The organism is Microbacterium sp. NPDC077184 (genome assembly GCF_040687055.1).
In the GTDB taxonomy this organism is placed as follows: Bacteria; Actinomycetota; Actinomycetes; order Actinomycetales; family Microbacteriaceae; genus Microbacterium.
Window position 1 is genome coordinate 187,643 of record NZ_JBFBMM010000004.1, and the last position, 17,297, is coordinate 204,939.

Sequence of the window (17,297 nt, forward strand, 5' to 3'; positions counted from 1 at the left end):
ATCCTCCGGTCGAGACTGCGTGCGCGGCGTGCAGTCTCGACCGGAGGATGCAGTCTCGGTGACAACGGACCGCGGGGGCGGGGCGGGGCGTCAGGAGGACGGGGGCGAGAGGCGGAGGACGGCCTGGACGGGAAGGTGGTCGGACGGCCACCGACCGCGCACGGACTCGGCGTTGATCACGGCGACGTCGACCGCGACCTCGGAACCTTCGCCGCCACCGCCGACCAGGATCCAGTCGATGCGACGGGCGTCGACCCGGGGCCGCCGGTAGTTCGGCCGGGTCCCCCATTCGGGGGTGCGGCGCACGGCCGCCCGCACCCACGCATCCGCCAGCAGTCCGTCGCCGACGAGCACCCGGAGCGGCCGCGACCCGGCCCCGGCGTTGAGGTCTCCGAGCACCACGGTCGGGCGGCCGACCTCGACCACCATCCGGCGGATCTGCTCGGCCGACCGCACCCGCGCGAGCGGCGAGACGTGGTCGAGATGGGTGTTGACGACCTCGCACACCGCCCCGGTCACGCGGTCGCGCAAAGTCGCGACCACCGCGGTCCGCGGCGCCGCGGCGAACCATCCCCGCGACCCCGGCACCTCGGGCGTCTCGGACAGCGCCACCTGCCGGTGGGCGAGGATGTCGAACCGCGCGGTGTCGACGAAGATCGGGCACCCCTCGCCGCGCCCCTCGCGCTCGCGCCCCCGCCCGAGACGTCGATAGGTCTCCCCGAGGGCGAGGGCCACCGCATCCGCCTGATCCGGCATCGCCTCCTGGATGCCGAGCACGGCGGGCCGCTCGGCACGGAGCATCTCGGCCACGAGCGCGCGCCGACGCTCCCACCGGTCGGCGATCGGACCGCCCGGGCGCGACGACCGCCGCCGGATGTTGAACGTCATGATGTGGATGCCCGGTGCGGGAACGGGTCCGATCACGGGGAGCGCCATCAGCCGACCTCCACCGTGAGCAGCCGGTCGTCGCCGTCACGCGGGCCGGAGCCGCGGCCGTCGGTGTTGCTGGTGAGGATCCATAGATCGCCGCCCGGCGCGGCGACGACGTCGCGGATCCGCCCGAGCTCCCCGACGTAGTACTCCGTCGCCGTCGAGGGGTCGGCGACCGGGACGGCGCGCACCCGCTCGCCGCGCAGGTTCGCGATGAACACGGTGCCCTCGATGACGGCGATGCCGCTCGGGCTCGCCTCCGCGGTCGACCACTGCTGCACCGGGTCGACGAAGTCCGCCCCGCCGCCCTGGCCCTCCACGATCGGCCACCCGTAGTTCGCGCCCGGGGTGATGATGTTGAGCTCATCCCACGTGTTCTGCCCGAACTCCGACGCGAACAGCGTGCCGTCCTCCGCCCACGCGATGCCCTGCGGGTTGCGGTGCCCGTAGCTGTAGACGAGCGAATCGGGGAACGGGTTGTCTGCCGGAACTGCACCCTCCGGCGTCATCCGCAGGATCTTCCCGGCGAGAGAGTCGCGGTCCTGCGCGAGATCGGGCACGTTCGCGTCGCCGGTCGTGACGTAGAGCATCCCGTCCGGGCCGATCGCGATCCGTCCCCCGTTGTGCGTGCGGGCGGCGGGGATGCCGTCGAGAAGAGTCTCCGCGTCGCCGAGCGCGAGCGCCCCCGGCGTTCCGGACACGTCGAACCGCTCGACGCGGTTGCCGTCCGGTCCCGTCGAGGACACGAAGAGGCCGTCGTCGCCGTCGGCGGCGATCCCGAGGAGGCCGCCCTCGCCGCCGAAGACGACGCCCGGCACGCTGCCGACCACGCGCGTGGTGTCGCCGACGATCTCGCGGATGTCGCCGGTGTCGCGCTCACTGACGAGCACCGCGCCGCCGACCACGGCGACCGACCACGGCGCCGCGAGGTCCGCCGCGACCGTCGCGGGCGCGCCCTGCGGGACCACGGCCGGCGCCGCCGACCCTTCCGTCGCCGACGGCGCGGACGACGGCGACACGGATGCCGAGGCAGTGGGCGCGGCATCCGTCTCCGCCGCTCCTCCCGCGCATCCCGCGAGCGCGAGCCCGCCCACGGCGAGCGCCGCCAGCGCGACACCGAGGCGGCGGGACGAGGTCCGAGCGGCGAGCATCAGCGCACCGCCCTCAGACCGTCAGCAGGACTTTGACGGCGCGGCGCTCGTCCATCGCGCGGTAGCCCTCGGCAGCTTCCTCGAGCGGCAGCACGAGGTCGAACACCACGCCCGGGTCGATCTCGCGGTCCCAGATGAGCTGGATGAGATCGGGGAGGAAACGACGCACCGGCGCGGGTCCGCCGTGCAGATGCACACCCGAGCGGAAGAGCTGGGACCCGTCGATCGCGACATCGTGCGACACCCCGACGAAGCCGACGTGCCCGCCGGCGCGGGTGGCGCGGATCGCCTGCATCATCGCCTCCTGGGTGCCGACGGCCTCGATGGTCGAGTGCGCGCCGAGACCGTCGGTGAGCTCCTTGATCTGTGCCACGCCCTCGTCGCCGCGCTCCTCGACGATGTCGGTGGCGCCGAACCGCCGGGCGAGGGCCTGTCGATCGGCGTGACGCGACATCGCGATGATCCGTTCGGCGCCCAGCTCCTTCGCGGCGAGGATGCCGAGGAGCCCCACCGCGCCGTCTCCGACGACCGCGACGGTCTTCCCGGGGCCGACCTCCGCGGCGACCGCGGCGAACCAGCCCGTGCCGAGGACGTCGGATGCCGCCAGCAGCGACGGGATCAGATCCGCGTGCGGCTGTCCGGGCGTCGCGACGAGCGTGCCGTCGGCGAGCGGAATCCGCGCGTACTCGGACTGCGCCCCACCCGGCGCGCCCGGCTGCCGGTGGACGCAGTGGGTCTGGTAGCCCGCGCGGCAGATCTCGCAGGTGTTGTCGGAGGCGAAGAAGGACCCGACGACGAAGTCCCCGACGGCGAGGGTGCGGACGTCCGCACCGATCTCGGTCACCGTGCCGACGTACTCGTGCCCCATCGGCTGGTGGTCCACCGGCTCCGCGCCGCGATACGGCCAGAGGTCCGACCCGCAGATGCAGGTCGCGGCGAGCTTGATGACGGCATCCGTCGGCTCGACGATCGTCGGGTGATCGCGGTCTTCGACCCGGACATCGCCGGGGGCGTGCATGATGACTCCGCGCATGGGGGGTCCTTTCGTGAGGGGGTGGGGGTCGTTCGCGTTCATCCGGCCGGCTGTGCCACGGGCTGCGGCATCCGCTTCTCGACGACGAACATCACGGTGATCGAGATCAGCGCGATGACGGCCAGCAGGATCGTGAGGATCGCGAGGCCGTCGAAGAGGAGCCACTCGGCGAAGGCACCGCCGAGGACGTTGCCGAGGAGGTACCCGGCCCCGACGACGACCGAGTACGCACCCATGATGAGGCCGCGGTTCTCACGGGTCTCGGCGGAGATGTCGCTGAGGTGGGTGAGGGCGGCCGGGGTGAACCCGGCTTCGAGGAACATCCCGAGCACGACGATGGGGATCGCGATCGCCAGCGGCACCCCGCGGTTGGCGAGGAGCAGTCCGACGGAGGCGACGATCGCCCCGGCGACGGTGAAGAAGAGCACCGGCACGGTCGGGAGCTTCCCGATGAAGAACGCCCACGCGACGATGCACGCGCTGAACACCAGCACGTACACCCCGAGCACCGCGGAGAGACCGCCGGGGTTGTCGGCGAAGGCGCCGGGGAACAGCTGGTCGGGTGCGCGCTGATCACCGGCGAGGACGAAGGTGATCTGCGAGGTGACCCATGTGCCGAGGATCGCGTTCACGGCGATCCACGCCGGGAGGAACGCCAGCAGCCGCGGCTGGGCGAGGACGCGCAACCGCTCGCGGACGGAGGGGCGCGCCTCCGCGGCACGCAGCGGGGGCGTGTGTCGGACGAACATCAGGATCAGCACGGATGCCGCCACGTACACCGCGGCGAGCGCGACGAACGACCAGAGGCCGAGCGTCGCGTACAGGAGCGGCCCCACGACCGCGCCCACGGCGATCCCGCCCGAGGAGACGAGCTCGTACAGGCTCGTGACGCGGCCGCGCCGCATCCGATCGTCGTCGCTGTCGTCGGCGAGGAGACCGAGGATCGCCGGTGCCGCGATCGCGGCGCCCACGCCGTCGAGGAGGCGCGAGGTGCCGATGATCACCACCACGATCGCGATGGAGGGCGCGGCCGCGACGAGAGAGGCTCCGGGCGTGATCAGGATGCCGGCCGCGGCGAGGAGCGGCGCGGCGATGAGGAAGATCCGACGGCCGCGCCGGTCGCTCGCGGAGCCCGCGATCGGCGCGATGATCAGCTCGGCCAGGAAGCTCAACCCCGACAGGATGCCGAGGAGCAGCGCCCCGACCGGCGCCCCCTCGCGCGCGAGGTCGACGAAGTAGGCGCCGAGGGCGAGCGCGCCCGCGGCGGAGGCCACGCGCTGCAGCAGCTGAGAGAAGAGGACGGCGCCCATGGGTCGAGTCTGCACGCCGCGGCGGTGAGCGGGGCCGATGCGCGCCGATCCCGTCGACGCTGCGCCGCCCGAGTGCCGGGCGGACGCGCATCCGGGCGGACGCGCGACGGCGCGGGCGCCGACCCGGAAGGGGGCGCCCGCGCCGCGGGGTGGCTCCGCGTCAGCCGACGCGGCGCCGTCGCACGGCGAAGGCGCCGGCGATGATCGCGGCGATCGCGGCCGCGACGAGCACGCCGATGCCGGCCAGGGTCCCGCCGGTGACCGCGAGCGGATCACCGTCGGTCGCGTCGGCCGCGTCCCCGGGTGCGCCCGCGACGGGATCGACGTCTCCTCCGCCGACGACGGGGGTGTCGTCGGGGGCGATGACGGTCACCGGATCCCAACCGATGAGCTCGCCCGCAGCGGTGTACACCGCGATGCGGTGCGCACCGAGCGGCATCGTGACCGGCGTGGTGAACGCCACCGCGCCCTCCTCGACGGTGCCGCTGCCGACGACGAGCGGCTCCGAGAAGGCGAACGCGAGGACGTCCTCCCCCTCGTATCCCTCGGGCAGCGTGAGGGTGATCTCGTCGCCGGGCTCGAACTCGCCCGGAGCGACCGTGATGCGGCCCTCGAGCTCCGAGAGGAGGTCTCCCTCGTCGGGAGTCCAGGCCGTGTCCTCACCGATCGCCAGGGTCGCCCCGAAGGGGGTCCCCTCACGCTCGCCGATCGACTGCACGAAAGACAACGCGTGCGTCGTGCCGGCCCCGGCCAGCGGAGCGTCCAGGTCGATCGTCCAGGTGCTGTCGACGGCGACTTCCGCCTCACCGAGAACCGTTCCGGCCTTCTCCACGCGGACCGAGGCTCCGGGGTGTCCGGTGCCCGTCAGCTCGGCGAGCGCGGTGTCGGGCGCCCAGACCCCGCCGAGGTCGGTGGCCAGGGAGAAGTTCGCCCCGTCACCGTCGATGTCGATGCGGTTGTAGAGGAACTGGCTCGCATCGAGCGCGTGGTCGACGATGCGGGTCTCGCCCACGCAGCCGTGCCAGCCGTGATCCGGCTCGCTGTTCCACGTCGAGGCGCCGATGATCCATGGCATGTAGTCCGCGGCCTTCATCCCGCCGACGTTCGACGCGTTGCGCAGCACCGGCACGCCGTCGACGTACATGATGACCGTGCCCGCGGCGGGGTCGTTCACGACCGCGACGTGGTGCCACGCAGTCGGCATGATCTCGCCTGACCACAGGGTGTACGCGTTGCCCGTCCGGTCGTCGCCGGCGGAGAACTGGTATTCGCGCAGGCTCGAGATACCCAGCCATGCCGCTCCCGCGCCCGGATCAGCGCTGTCGTTGATTCCCATCCATGAGCGGACTCCGCCGCGGGTGATCGCCGAGCTCCACCGGTTGGCGCCCTCGGTCCAGTCCTCGTCCAGCTGCAGGAACGTCTCCAGCGTGTAGCCGTCGGCAGAGGTCAGATCGGCGAAGGTCGCGGGCGCTCCGTACTCGGTGCTGATGTACGACATCCGGTCGACGGGGTCCTGGCGGTAGACGTCCTCGAAGCACATCGCGCCGCGGTCAGCGGAGTAGAACGGCACGTTGCCGTGCGAGACCGTCATATCTTCGAGCTCGTCGGGCGCATCGGTGTTCTCGGGTGAGCTGCGGTACATCGGGCTGTCCCCCGCGATGTCGGGCACGACGCCGTTCTCGTCGAAGACACCGTCCTCGAGCGAGCCGAAGCGCCAGTGCGCGACGGTGCCGTCGACCGAGATGTAATCGTCGGCACGACCGGCGGCCGCCCATTCGCCGGCGCCGGCGTCGCCGTTCCAGCCCTCGGAGACGATCTCCTTCGCGCGTTCCGACAGATCGATCCCATCCTCGAGCGACGCATCGGCATCCTCCCAGCCGAAGCGCTCGGCGAAGTCGACCTCGATCGCGAACGACTGCCACGGGCCGGTGAGCACGGGGGTGTCGGATGCCGAACGCGACGCCTCGGACTTCACCGTGACCCACGGCGAGACCGACTCGACGTCGATGCGGTTGTTCGTGAGGTCGAATTCGAACAGCGTCATGATGCCGTTCCCGCCGTCGGCGGCCATCTGGTAGTCGGTGAGCACCTGGTAGACGGGGTTGCCGGCGTCGTTGATCCGGGTCTGCATCGTGGAGCCGTGGAAGTGGCCGTTGATTGTCAGCAGGATCTGGTCATTGCCCGCGATGAGCTCATTCCACAGGTGGTCGCCCCACCACCAGGGGGCGGGCGACTGCTGGTCCTCGGCGATGTTGATGATCGCGTGTGAGGAGAGGATGACCGGGACACCCGGGTGGGCGTCGAGGATGCCCTGCGCCCACGCGAAGGTGTCGTCGGACGCGTTCCACGCGAGCGCCAGCGACATCCACGTGTGCCCCTCCGCCTCGAACAGGTACGCCGTCGACAGGCCGTCCTGGAAGGATCCGATCAGGTGATCGCCGCCCTGAGCGGCCATCACCGATGCGTCGAAGCGGCCGAGATAGTTCTGCGCATTCCCGACGGATGAGCGTGCGCCCATGTCGGCGACGTCGTGGTTTCCGGGCAGCACCGAGTAGGGCATGTCGCCGTCGGTGAGGATCTGCATCGCCTTCTGCGCGGCGTCCCATTCGCCGGCGACCCACTCCTGGTCCACGACATCGCCGACGTGCACGGTGAAGGGGATGTTCAGCTCCTCCTGGTGCTCGACGATCCACTCGGTCTGCACTTCGAACGGGTTCGTGCCGTACTGCGGAACGAACTGCGACGCGCTGTAGCGGGAGTAGAACTGGGTGTCGGGCAGAACGGGGACCATGAAGCTCGATCGGCCCTCATCCTTCTCGGGTGGCTCGATCGGCGCATCGAGGGCGGTGGCAGGACTCACGGCGCAGAACGAGGCGGTCAGGCCTATCGCGAGGGCGAGCGACGTCAAGCCGCGGGCGCGATTTCGGGGGCGGCGGGGTGCGCGCGGGGGCATGAGGATTCCTTGATTCGTGTTCTGCATGGGAAGTATGGGGATACGGATGCGGGTCAGCCGGCGAGTGCGGGGCCGTAGACCTCGACCTCGGACAGGCTCATCCACGTGTCGTCGCTCTTGTTTCCGACGACGACGCGGATACCGGTGGCAAGCACCGGCTCGCTCTCGACGGTCATCTCCAGAGCAGCGGTGGTGTTCTCGTAGGGCCACTCGTGCTCGCGGACCGGCAGATCGACCCAGCCGCCGATGAGATCGCGGTACTGCACCGTGACCTCGCCGACGTTGCTCGTGCCGTTGAGGTCCCACACGCCGGCACCGGTCACCTGACGTGGGCGGTCGAGGTAGAACGACACGGTGTTCGGATCGACGCGATTCGCCGCTCCCCCGCTGCGCCAATCAGCGAAGCCCGAGCGGTCGCGCACGCCATCGGTCAGCGCGAACGCGGTTCCGTCCTTGTGTGTGTACGTCCAGTTGACGCCGCCCTCGCGCAGGATGTTGACCTGCGCGGTGGCGATGACGGAGACGACGAGATTCGCGGCGAAGCCGGTTCCGTCGACGGCGGGCACGATCACCTCGCCCGGGAGCGCCAGATCGGCGTCGGAGACGGTCGACCAGTCCCAGGTGACCGGCGCGGTGACGGTGATCTCGCTGCCCGAGACGGCGCGTTCGACGGTCCTCGGGGCGCGCATGCGCAACTCGGTGACGGTGATGCCGGCGTGTGCGCTCACCGCCGCGTCCACGGCGTCGCCGACGGCGCCGACGAGGACCTCTGCGCGCACCTCGACCTCCTCACCGAAGAACCCCGTTCCGGATCCCTCGACGACGATGGTCCCCTCGCTCTGCCAGACCTCTGCCGCGGGCATCGCCCAGGCGACGTCGAGCGGGTGGTCGAGACCCCAGTCGTACCGGGCGATCACGGTCGTCGGCAGCTGCGGCGCGATGCCCGGCTCCACCCGCGCGGCGACCGGCGCCAAGGACGCCGCGATCTCGTGCACGATCCACTGCTGCACCGTGTTCGGCCCGAGGTCCCACGTCTGGATCTGCGAGCCGTCCTCCGTCTTCCAGTCGTACATGTCCAGAGCGGCGCTCTGACCGTTCGCGCCCGGCGCGACGTTCAGGATGTTCACCCGTCCGTCACCGGCATCCGCGAACGTCCATTGCGCGTAGGCGTTCGCCGCCGCGTCGGCGAGGGGGAGGTCGCTAAGCGCGAGATAGCGCCATTCGGCGTCGGCGTTGTCGCGGCGCACCAGGACGTCGCCGTCGGCGTCGGCCAGCACGAACGTGTTTTCCGCGGCGGTCACCGGGTAGGCCGTCACCGTCTGCGCGGCCAGTTCGTCGGGGGCGTCGCCGAGCGCGAAGATCGCCGCCGCCGCGACCCAGGCGCCGTCGGGTCCGGTCGTCTGCGCAGCATCGTTCCCGATCTCGAGCACCTTGTCGGCGGCGTGCACGTTCTCGATCAGGATCTGTCGTGGGTCGCCGAGCAGCTCGGTCGCCTCGGGGGTGTCGGCAGCCGACGGCACGACGGCGACCAGGGTCAGGGCGATGACACCAGCGACGGCTGCGGAGGTGCGCAGCACACGGCGGTAGGCATGCGTCATGGAGGGGTCCTCTCGGGGGGAAATGGTCCGCAGCGCAGAAATGCGTCGTCGGGGCGGCGAACAGACCGACGACCACCCTAGGAAGGCGAGTTGCACCCTTCGGGCCACGATGTGAACGGATGCCGAACACACGGTCGCCGCAGGATGAATCCCGACCGGTGTTCACTTTGTACCCGTCTCGGTTCCCGGGTCGCGTCCTCCCCGCGTCGGCTCTGCTCGCCGCCGAGGGGGTCGAGTCTGCACCGTGAAACGACCATGATGGGCGGATGGACGCAGACGTCATCGTCGTCGGCGCGGGCCTGGCGGGCCTCGTCGCGACCAGCGAACTCGTCCGCGCGGGCACGCGCGTGGCGATCGTCGAGCAGGAGAACGGGCAGAACCTCGGCGGGCAGGCCTTCTGGTCGTTCGGCGGGCTCTTCCTCGTCGACTCCCCCGCGCAGCGCCGCCTGGGGGTGAAGGACTCGTTCGATCTGGCGTGGCAGGACTGGCAGGGTTCCGCCGGGTGGGACCGCCTCGAGGGCGACCACCCGGAAGACGAGTGGGCCAAGAGGTGGGGGCGCGCGTACGTCGAGTTCGCCGCGACCGAGAAGCTCCCGTGGCTGCGGGAGCACGGCATCCGCTTCGCTCCGGTGCTCGGTTGGGCCGAGCGCGGCGACGGCACCGCGGGCGGTCACGGCAACTCGGTCCCGCGGTTCCACGTCGCGTGGGGCACCGGCACCGGGATCTCCGAGCCGTTCGCCGACCGGGCGCGGGAGGCGATGGCCTCGGGCCTGGTGCGGCTGCACACGCGGCATCAGGTCGACGGGCTCATCGTCGAGAACGGCGCGGTGGTCGGCGTGCACGGCACGCGGCTCGCGACCGACGACGCGGCGCGCGGCGTCCGGTCGAATCGCGACCCGATCGGGGCGTTCGAGCTGTGCGCGCAGGCAGTGGTAATCGCCACCGGCGGCATCGGGGGCAACCACGACCTGGTGCGGAGGTGGTGGCCCGAGCGCCTCGGGACACCGCCGCGCTCGATGGTCACCGGCGTCCCACACCACGTCGACGGACGGATGCTGGACATCGCCGACGCCGCGGGCGCGCGCCTGGTCAACCGCGATCGCATGTGGCACTACACCGAGGGCATCCGCAACTGGGATCCGATCTGGCCGGGGCACGCGATCCGCATCCTCCCCGGGCCCTCGTCGCTGTGGCTCGACGCGCGCGGGCGGCGCCTCCCCGCGCCCGGGCTCCCCGGCTACGACACCCTCGGCACGCTCAAGCTCCTGCGGACCACCCCCGACATCGCTGAGTTCGACCACTCGTGGTTCGTCCTCACCGAGAAGATGCTCGAGAAGGAGTTCGCGCTCTCCGGATCGGAGCAGAACCCCGACATCACCAACCGGGACTACCGCCTGCTGATCAAGAGCCGGCTCGGACGCGGCGCGCCGCCGCCGGTGCGGGCGTTCCGCGACCTGGGGCCGGACTTCGTCACCGCCACGAGCGTGCCCGACCTCGTGGCGCGGATGAACGCGCTGACCGACGACCCGATCCTCGACGCCGATCACATCGAGCGGCAGATCCGCCAGCGCGACGCCGAGATGGCCAACCCGTTCTCGAAGGACCAGCAGGTGATCGGCATCCACAACAGCCGCCGCTTCCTCGGCGACCGCCTCACCCGCACGGCGAAGCCCCACCGCCTCCTCGACCCGAAGGCCGGCGGCCTCGTCGCGGTGAAGCTGCACATCCTCACCCGCAAGTCGCTCGGCGGCATCCAGACCGACCTCGAAAGCCGCGTGCTCGCCCCGGACGGATCACGGATGCCGGGGCTCTACGCCGTCGGCGAGGCTGCGGGCTTCGGCGGCGGCGGCGCGCACGGCTACAACGCGCTCGAGGGGACGTTCCTCGGCGGCTGCATCTTCACCGGCCGCGCCGCCGGGCAGTCGCTCGTCGCGCGCCTCTGAGTTGCGCGGACCGGCCGAGGCGGGGCCGCGTTCAGGTGGCGGTCGCGGCCCCCTGACACGAGCTGAGGCGGCCACAACCGCCACTCGAACGACCCGCATGACGCTGCATGGCGGTCGTGAGGCAGCCGACCCCGCGCCCTCCCGGCGAAAGTTAGAATCGCGTCACACCCCATCGCGTGCGGCATCCGCCGTCCTCAGGAGTCGGAGTCCTGCCATCGCCGCTTTCCGCACACCCGCGTCGCCCGCTCCCCGCGGAGGCCGCCATCTCTGAGCACGCCGGGGCAGTCCCCCGTACCGGACCGGCCGTCGCGTGGCACGCCCTCGTGCGCCTCATCCACATCTCGCGGCCCGTGCTGTGGATCAACACGATCGGCTCGGGCGCGGTCGGCATCTGGCTCACGGGCGTGCCGTTCGATCTGCGGGCGCTCCCGATCATCCTGTGGCTGACCCTGCCGTTCAACCTGCTGATCTACGGCGTGAACGACATCTTCGATCAGGACACCGACGCGCTGAACTCCCGCAAGGGCACGATCGAGGGCGCGCGCATCCACCCGCGCGAAGTCCGCCTGATCGTGTGGGCCGTCGCGGCGCTGAACATCCCGTTCCTCCTCTACTTCCTCCTCACCCTCCCCCTCCCCGCGGTCGGGCTGATCGCGATCTACGCGGGCGTCTTCGTCTTCTACTCCGCCCCGCCGCTGCAGTTCAAGCGGAGGCCGTTCCTCGACTCGCTCAGCAACGCCGCCTACGGGATGCCGCTGCTGATCATGCCGATCGCCCTCGGCGCAGCGCCCGTGTGGCCGGCGATCCTGGGCCTGTTCGCCTGGAGCATCGCCAAGCACGCGTACGACGCCGTGCAGGACATCGACGAAGACCGCGAGGCGGGCATCACCACCACCGCCGTCCGGCTGGGGCCCCGCGGTACGGCGATCTGGAGCGGCGCCTGGTGGCTGGTCTCCACCGTGCTGTTCGCTCTCATCAGCCTTCCCGTCGCCGCGGTCAACCTCGCGATCTCGGGGGTCCTCGTGGTGTGGATGCTGGTCCGCCCGACCCCCGCGACGGGGCGGCGTCTGTACCCGCTGTCGATCGCGTTCCCCTACATCGCCGGTTCCGTCGCGAGCGGTCTGCTGCTCGCCGCCATGTTCTTCGGGCTCTACCCGTGAGCCGCATCGTCGTCGTCGGCGCCGGACTCGGCGGGCTCGCGGCATCCGCTCTCCTCGCCCATGCCGGCCACGACGTCACGCTGCTGGAGTCGCGCGAGACCGTCGGCGGGAAGAGCCGGCGCCTCGACGTCGGCGGCGAGCGCATCGACACCGGCCCCTCGCTCGTCACGTTCCCCGGGGTCTGGGAGCGGCTGCTCGGCCTGCTCGGCTCCGGACCGCGCCCGATTGCCGGGGTCGCCGACCTCGAGCTGGAGCGCCTCCCCGAGGTCGGTCGCTACTACTACGACGCTGAGAACGTGACGCTCCCCGTCCCGCCGGAGCACCCCTGGTATCCGGCGTGGAAGCGCTTCAGCGACCTTCACGCGCCGCTCGCCGACGACGCGACCGCACTCCTCGTCGCCGACCCGCTCGACCGGTCGTCGCTGCCGGCGCTGCGGCGGCTGCTGGCCGTCTACGGCCGACGCCTCAGCACGACTGCGTACCTCGACAGCCTCGAGTGGATGCCGGAAGGGCTCCGCGAGATCATCGCCATCCACACGCTGAACGCCGGTGTGTCGCCCGCCCGCACCCCCGCGCTCTACGCGAGCATGCCGGCGATCATGGCCGCATCCGGGGTCTGGGTGCCGCGCGGCGGTGTCTACGAGATCGTCCTGGCTCTGCAGCGCCTCGCCGAGGCGGCGGGGGTCGACATCCGCACCGGCGCGGCCGTGACCCGCATCGACCGCGGACGGGTCACAACGACGGATGCCGCGTACCCCGCCGACATGGTCGTCAGCGGTCTCGACGCCGACCGGCTCGACGCGCTCCTCGGTCGCGACCGGCCGCGGAGGTCGTCGCAAACCTTGTCGTGCTCGGCGGTGGCGATCTACGGGGTGCTCCAGACCCCGCTGCCGGAGGACACCTCCGCGCACAGCGTCATCCTCCCCACGAAGCCCGCCGCGCTGTACCGGAGCCTCGCCGCGGGCGACGAGCCCGCCGACACGATGGCCTTCGTCAACCACTACCGCGCGGGCGAGATCTACCCCAACGACCGGAGCACTCTGGGCGTCCTCCTCACGAGCGCCGCCGACGGCGCGGAGTACTCGCTGGAGCACCCGTTCGTGCGTCGCGAAGTCGAGCGCATCTCGCGGACGATGGGCCTCGACACACCCCTGACGGACGCGATGACCGACATCGTCGTGCTCGACCCGCGGTACTTCGGCACCTTCGGCGAACCCCACGGCGCCCTCTACGGCACCGCGCGTCCGCTGTGGATGAGCGGCCCGTTCCACCGGCCGGCACAGCACGACCTCCGCACGCCCTGGCTCTGGCGGGTCGGCGCCTCGGTGCACCCCGGCGGCGGCATCCCGGCCGTCCTCGGCGGCGCGATGATGACCGTGTCCAAGCTCCTGGCGAAGCACCCCGCCTGAGAGGGAGACGCCCGAGCTCAGCCGTCGACGCTGCCTCAGCCGTCGAGGCGGGAGCCCTCGCTGAGGCGGTGCCAGCTGCGGTTGTGATGCACCAGGGCGTCACCCGGCTCGCCGGGGGCGACATCGCGCTCGATGTGCGACTGCAGCGCGTGCGCGGCGATCACAGTGGACGTACCGGCATCCATGCGGTTGATGACCGCGCAGCGCACCCACGCGCGGACGCCCCGGTACACCGGCTCGCCCGTCGTCAGGCGCGTCCAGCGGCTTTCGTCGGCGAAGCGGTCGACGCCGCTGGTCGCGCCGAGCCTCGCGAGGTCGATGTCATCGGCGTCCAGGAGGTGGACCACGACGGTCTCGGCCCGTGCGAGGGTCGCAGCCGCCGACGACAGCGTCGAGATCGAGAAGATCAGCAGCGGCGGATCGGCGCTCACCGACGCCACCGACGTCGCCGTCAGCGCGACGGGTCCGTCGCCGGCATCCGCCGTGATGACGGAGACACCCGCGGGATGACCGCGGAAGAGCGCTTTGAAGTCCTCCGCGGGGAGCGAGGTGGCAAAGCCCGCCTCGGTGACCTCGGCGGGTTCGAGGGGGTGCGTCGGCGCCCACGCGTGGGGCGACGAGGCGTTGTCAGGACTGGGCACCGGCGATCTCCTCCCGAACGATGCGGGCACCTGCGCTCAGTGCGCTGAGCTTGCCGAGGGCCACATCCCGAGGCAGAGGCGCCATGCCGCAGTTCGTGCTCGCAACGAGCTTATCCGCGTCGACGAACGTCAGCGCCTTCCGGAGGGTGTCGGCGACCTCCTCCGGTGTCTCGACGGTTTCGCTCGCGACGTCGATCGCGCCGAGCATCACCTTCTTGCCGCGGAGGATCTCGATGAGGTCCATCGGAACGTGCGAGTGCTGCGACTCGAGGGAGATGGTGTCGATGCTCGAGCGCTGGAGCAGCGGGAACGACTCCTCGTACTGTCGCCACTCCGACCCGAGGGTCGCCTTCCAGTCGTTGTTGGCCTTGATGCCGTAGCCGTAGCAGATGTGCACGACGGTCTCGGCGCGGAGCCCCTCCGCCGCCCGCTCGAGGGCAGCGACCCCCCAGTCGCGCACGTCGTCGAAGAAGACGTTGAACGCCGGCTCATCGAACTGGATGGTGTCGACCCCGGCGGCTTCGAGCTCCCTCGCCTCCTGATTGAGGATGCCGGCGAACTCCCACGCGAGCTTCTCGCGGCTGCCGTAGTGCCGGTCGTACAGCGTGTCGATCATCGTCATCGGGCCGGGGAGTGCCCACTTGATCGGCTGGTCGGTCTGCTGACGGAGGAACCGCGCGTCGTCGACGAAGACCGGCTTGGGGCGGCTCACCGCGCCGACGACGGACGGGACGCTGGCGTCGTACCGGTCGCGGATGCGGACCGTCTCGCGCTGCGTGAAGTCGACCCCGTCGAGGTGCTCGATGAAGGTCGTCACGAAGTGCTGGCGGGTCTGCTCGCCGTCGCTGATGACGTCGATGCCGCGGCGGACCTGCTCGGCGGCGACGATGCGGAGCGCATCCTGCTTCCCCTCCGCGAGCTGGTCGCCGTCGAGCTTCCACGGCGACCAGAGGGTCTCGGGCTCGGCGAGCCAGGAGGGCTTCGGCAGGCTGCCGACGACGGAGGTGGGGAGGAGGGTGTTCATATCAGTGGGTCTTCCGAGATCGATCCGGGTGTCATCCGACGGGGGCGGGGTGGGCCGCGGCCCAGCGCTGGAGCTCCGCGCCGTGCGGCCTCATGAGGTGCTCCTCGGCGTACCTCCCCTGGATGACGGCGAGCTGGCTGCGCTCGTCGCGGTCGTAGGCGATCAGCGTGCGCGAGTAGTCCTGCTGGTCGAGGGTCGGGCGGTAGACGTCGGCGGCGGCGGAGTTGGCGTTGTAGATCTCCGGGCGATAGATCTTCTGGAACGTCTCCATCGTGCTGATCGTGCCGATGAGCTGCAGGGTCGAGTAGTCGCCGAGCAGATCGCCGCGGAAGTAGAACGCCAGCGGGGCCTTCGCCCCGGGCGGGAGGAAGTACCGGCTCTGGAGCCCCATCTTCCCGAAGTAGGCATCGGTCAGCGACGGTTCGTCCTGGCGGTATTCGACGCCGAGCACCGGGTGGTGGTTGCCGGTGCGCCGGTAGGTCTTGCTGGTCGAGACGCTGATGCAGATGACGGGCGGCGCCGCGAAGCGCTCCTCGAACGCCGCGGAGTCGACGAACTCCTGGAAGAGGCGCCCGTGCAGGGTGCCGAAGTCCTCCGGGATCGTGAACCGCCCGGCGGCCTCCTTCGCCGCCGGCAGGACGACACTGAAGTCGTAGTCGCGAATGTAGGAGGAGAAGTTGTTGCCCACGATGCCGTGGTGGCGCTCCCCCGTCCGCCGATCGACGATGAAGACGTCGAGCACCTCGAGGAGCGGAAACTCGCGATCCTCCTCCTCCGCGGCGAACCGGAGCCCCACGGAGACGATCTCGAGCTCGACCGTGTAGCGGTCGCCGTCGGGGTTGTCCCAGCGGGCGAGGTCGTTGAAACGCCGGTCGATCATCGTCAGCGCATTGCGGAGGTTCTCCCGGCGGTCGTCGCCGCGGGCGAGGTTGGCGAAGTTGGTGGTCGCCCGGGTCCCCTCGGCCGGCGCGTAGTCCTCGTCGAAAGGGGTGGTCGTCGTGGTGAACGTGAACGTGGTGGTCATGGCGGTCGATCCGTGGCTCGTTCGGCCGGGCTCGGCCTTGCGGTGGTCAGTGGTCCATCGTGCAGGCTGAGGGCGGTTATCGAGAAACCACCCCCGACTATCCGGAACTATAGGATGCCGCTATGGCTCGCGGATCCGACGGCGTCACCCTGCAGCACCTGCGGTACTTCATCGAGGTCGCCGCGGAGGGGTCCATCACGGCCGCCGCCGACCTCCTCTACGTCGCGCAGCCGACGATGTCGGCCGCGATGAAGGACCTCGAGGCGCGGGTCGGCCGGACGCTCCTCCTCCGCTCCGCGCGCGGAGTGACGCTCACGGCCGACGGCACGGAGTTCCTCGGATACGCGAAGCAGGTGGTCGAGCAGATGTCCCTCCTCGAGGAGCGGTACATCGGGCGCCCCCCGTCCCGGCGCCTGCTCGCGGTGTCGGCCCAGCACTACTCCTTCGCGGTCGACGCCTTCGTCCGGATGGTCCGGGCGAGCGACGCCGCGGAGTACGACTTCTCGCTCCGCGAGACCCGCACGTGGGACATCATCGAGGACGTCCGCACCCTTCGCAGCGAGCTCGGCATCCTGTACCGGAACGACTTCAACGGCAACGTCCTCGACAAGCTGCTGCGCGACGCCGGGCTGGTGTTCCGCCCGCTTTTCCTCGCATCCCCGCACATCTTCATCTCGCGGAAGAACCCGCTGGCCGCGCGCGACCGGGTGACCCTCGACGATCTCGCGGATCTGCCGCGGCTGACCTTCGACCAGGGCGCGAACAACTCGTTCTACTTCGCGGAGGAGATCCTCTCCACGCTGTCGAGCGCGCGGGAGATCCGGGTCTCGGACCGCGCGACGATCTTCAACCTCATGATCGGCCTCGAGGGGTACACGATCTCGACCGGCATCATCAGCGACGACCTCGATCCGGAGATCGTCGCGATCCCCCTGGATGTCGACGAGCGCATCGAGATCGGGTGGATCGGTCGATCGGCGATTCCTCTGACCGACCAGGCCGAGGCCTACCTCGCCGAGGTCCGCACCGTCGTCGCGGAGTTCGGCGTCACGCTGCTCGGGTAGGCGCGGGAGCCCGGTCCCGCGGGCTTCTCTAGCGATCGCGGCCCCGCCCCGCAAGAC

Annotated in this window: 13 protein-coding genes; 4 read left to right on the top strand and 9 right to left on the bottom strand. The window is 70.8% G+C overall.

Annotated features, from left to right (window positions below; genetic code table 11):
* Window positions 1-90 precede the first annotated feature (90 nt).
* From AB0O93_RS09775 to AB0O93_RS09800, 6 genes are all read right to left on the bottom strand, one after another.
* Window positions 91-936: an endonuclease/exonuclease/phosphatase family protein gene (locus AB0O93_RS09775; RefSeq protein ID WP_363342869.1), complete on the bottom strand. Its 846-nt coding sequence runs from the start codon at window positions 934-936 to the stop codon at window positions 91-93.
* A complete protein-coding gene (locus AB0O93_RS09780; protein ID WP_363342871.1) occupies window positions 936-2,081 on the bottom strand; it encodes a PQQ-dependent sugar dehydrogenase in 1,146 nt (381 codons plus the stop codon). The genes AB0O93_RS09775 and AB0O93_RS09780 overlap by 1 nt, the downstream gene beginning before the upstream one ends.
* A 13-nt stretch (window positions 2,082-2,094) precedes the next feature.
* Window positions 2,095-3,114, bottom strand: coding sequence for a zinc-dependent alcohol dehydrogenase family protein (locus tag AB0O93_RS09785; RefSeq protein WP_363342873.1), 1,020 nt, complete (start codon window positions 3,112-3,114; stop codon window positions 2,095-2,097).
* Between the two features lie 38 nt (window positions 3,115-3,152).
* Window positions 3,153-4,424 carry an MFS transporter gene (locus AB0O93_RS09790; RefSeq protein ID WP_363342875.1) on the bottom strand — a complete coding sequence of 424 codons (1,272 nt, stop codon included), beginning with the start codon at window positions 4,422-4,424 and terminating at the stop codon, window positions 3,153-3,155.
* A gap of 160 nt (window positions 4,425-4,584) precedes the next feature.
* The gene (locus tag AB0O93_RS09795) at window positions 4,585-7,284 is read right to left on the bottom strand and encodes a LamG-like jellyroll fold domain-containing protein (RefSeq protein WP_363342877.1); all 2,700 of its coding nucleotides are present in this window, start codon (window positions 7,282-7,284) and stop codon (window positions 4,585-4,587) included.
* A 146-nt stretch (window positions 7,285-7,430) separates the two neighbouring features.
* Complete coding sequence (locus tag AB0O93_RS09800; protein WP_363342879.1) at window positions 7,431-8,975, bottom strand: Ig-like domain-containing protein; 1,545 nt, start codon at window positions 8,973-8,975, stop codon at window positions 7,431-7,433.
* Between the two features lie 266 nt (window positions 8,976-9,241).
* Here AB0O93_RS09800 and AB0O93_RS09805 point away from each other — a divergent pair, with 266 nt between their 5' ends.
* From AB0O93_RS09805 to AB0O93_RS09815, 3 genes are all read left to right on the top strand, one after another.
* The gene (locus tag AB0O93_RS09805; protein ID WP_363342881.1) at window positions 9,242-10,918 is read left to right on the top strand and encodes an FAD-binding dehydrogenase; all 1,677 of its coding nucleotides are present in this window, start codon (window positions 9,242-9,244) and stop codon (window positions 10,916-10,918) included.
* Between the two features lie 332 nt (window positions 10,919-11,250).
* Entirely contained in the window at window positions 11,251-12,078 is an 828-nt protein-coding gene (locus AB0O93_RS09810; protein ID WP_363342974.1) for a UbiA family prenyltransferase, read from the top strand.
* Window positions 12,075-13,487 (top strand): FAD-dependent oxidoreductase, encoded by a 1,413-nt coding sequence (locus AB0O93_RS09815; protein WP_363342883.1) that lies wholly within the window; start codon window positions 12,075-12,077, stop codon window positions 13,485-13,487. Before AB0O93_RS09810 ends, AB0O93_RS09815 begins: the two co-directional genes overlap by 4 nt.
* A gap of 35 nt (window positions 13,488-13,522) precedes the next feature.
* Here the strand turns inward: AB0O93_RS09815 and AB0O93_RS09820 are convergent, their stop codons facing one another.
* The 3 genes from AB0O93_RS09820 to AB0O93_RS09830 are packed head-to-tail and all read right to left on the bottom strand — an operon-like array spanning window position 13,523 to window position 16,176.
* Window positions 13,523-14,128, bottom strand: a complete 606-nt coding sequence (locus AB0O93_RS09820) for a flavin reductase family protein (RefSeq protein ID WP_363342885.1) — start codon at window positions 14,126-14,128, stop codon at window positions 13,523-13,525.
* The gene (locus AB0O93_RS09825) at window positions 14,115-15,152 is read right to left on the bottom strand and encodes a methionine synthase (protein WP_363342887.1); all 1,038 of its coding nucleotides are present in this window, start codon (window positions 15,150-15,152) and stop codon (window positions 14,115-14,117) included. The genes AB0O93_RS09820 and AB0O93_RS09825 overlap by 14 nt, the downstream gene beginning before the upstream one ends.
* A 31-nt stretch (window positions 15,153-15,183) precedes the next feature.
* On the bottom strand, window positions 15,184-16,176 hold the full coding sequence (locus AB0O93_RS09830) for a putative oxygenase MesX (protein ID WP_363342889.1): 993 nt from the start codon (window positions 16,174-16,176) through the stop codon (window positions 15,184-15,186).
* 122 nt (window positions 16,177-16,298) lie between these two features.
* Between AB0O93_RS09830 and AB0O93_RS09835 the strand changes: the two genes are divergently transcribed.
* Window positions 16,299-17,240: a LysR family transcriptional regulator gene (locus tag AB0O93_RS09835; RefSeq protein ID WP_363342891.1), complete on the top strand. Its 942-nt coding sequence runs from the start codon at window positions 16,299-16,301 to the stop codon at window positions 17,238-17,240.
* The last annotated feature ends 57 nt before the right edge of the window (window positions 17,241-17,297 follow it).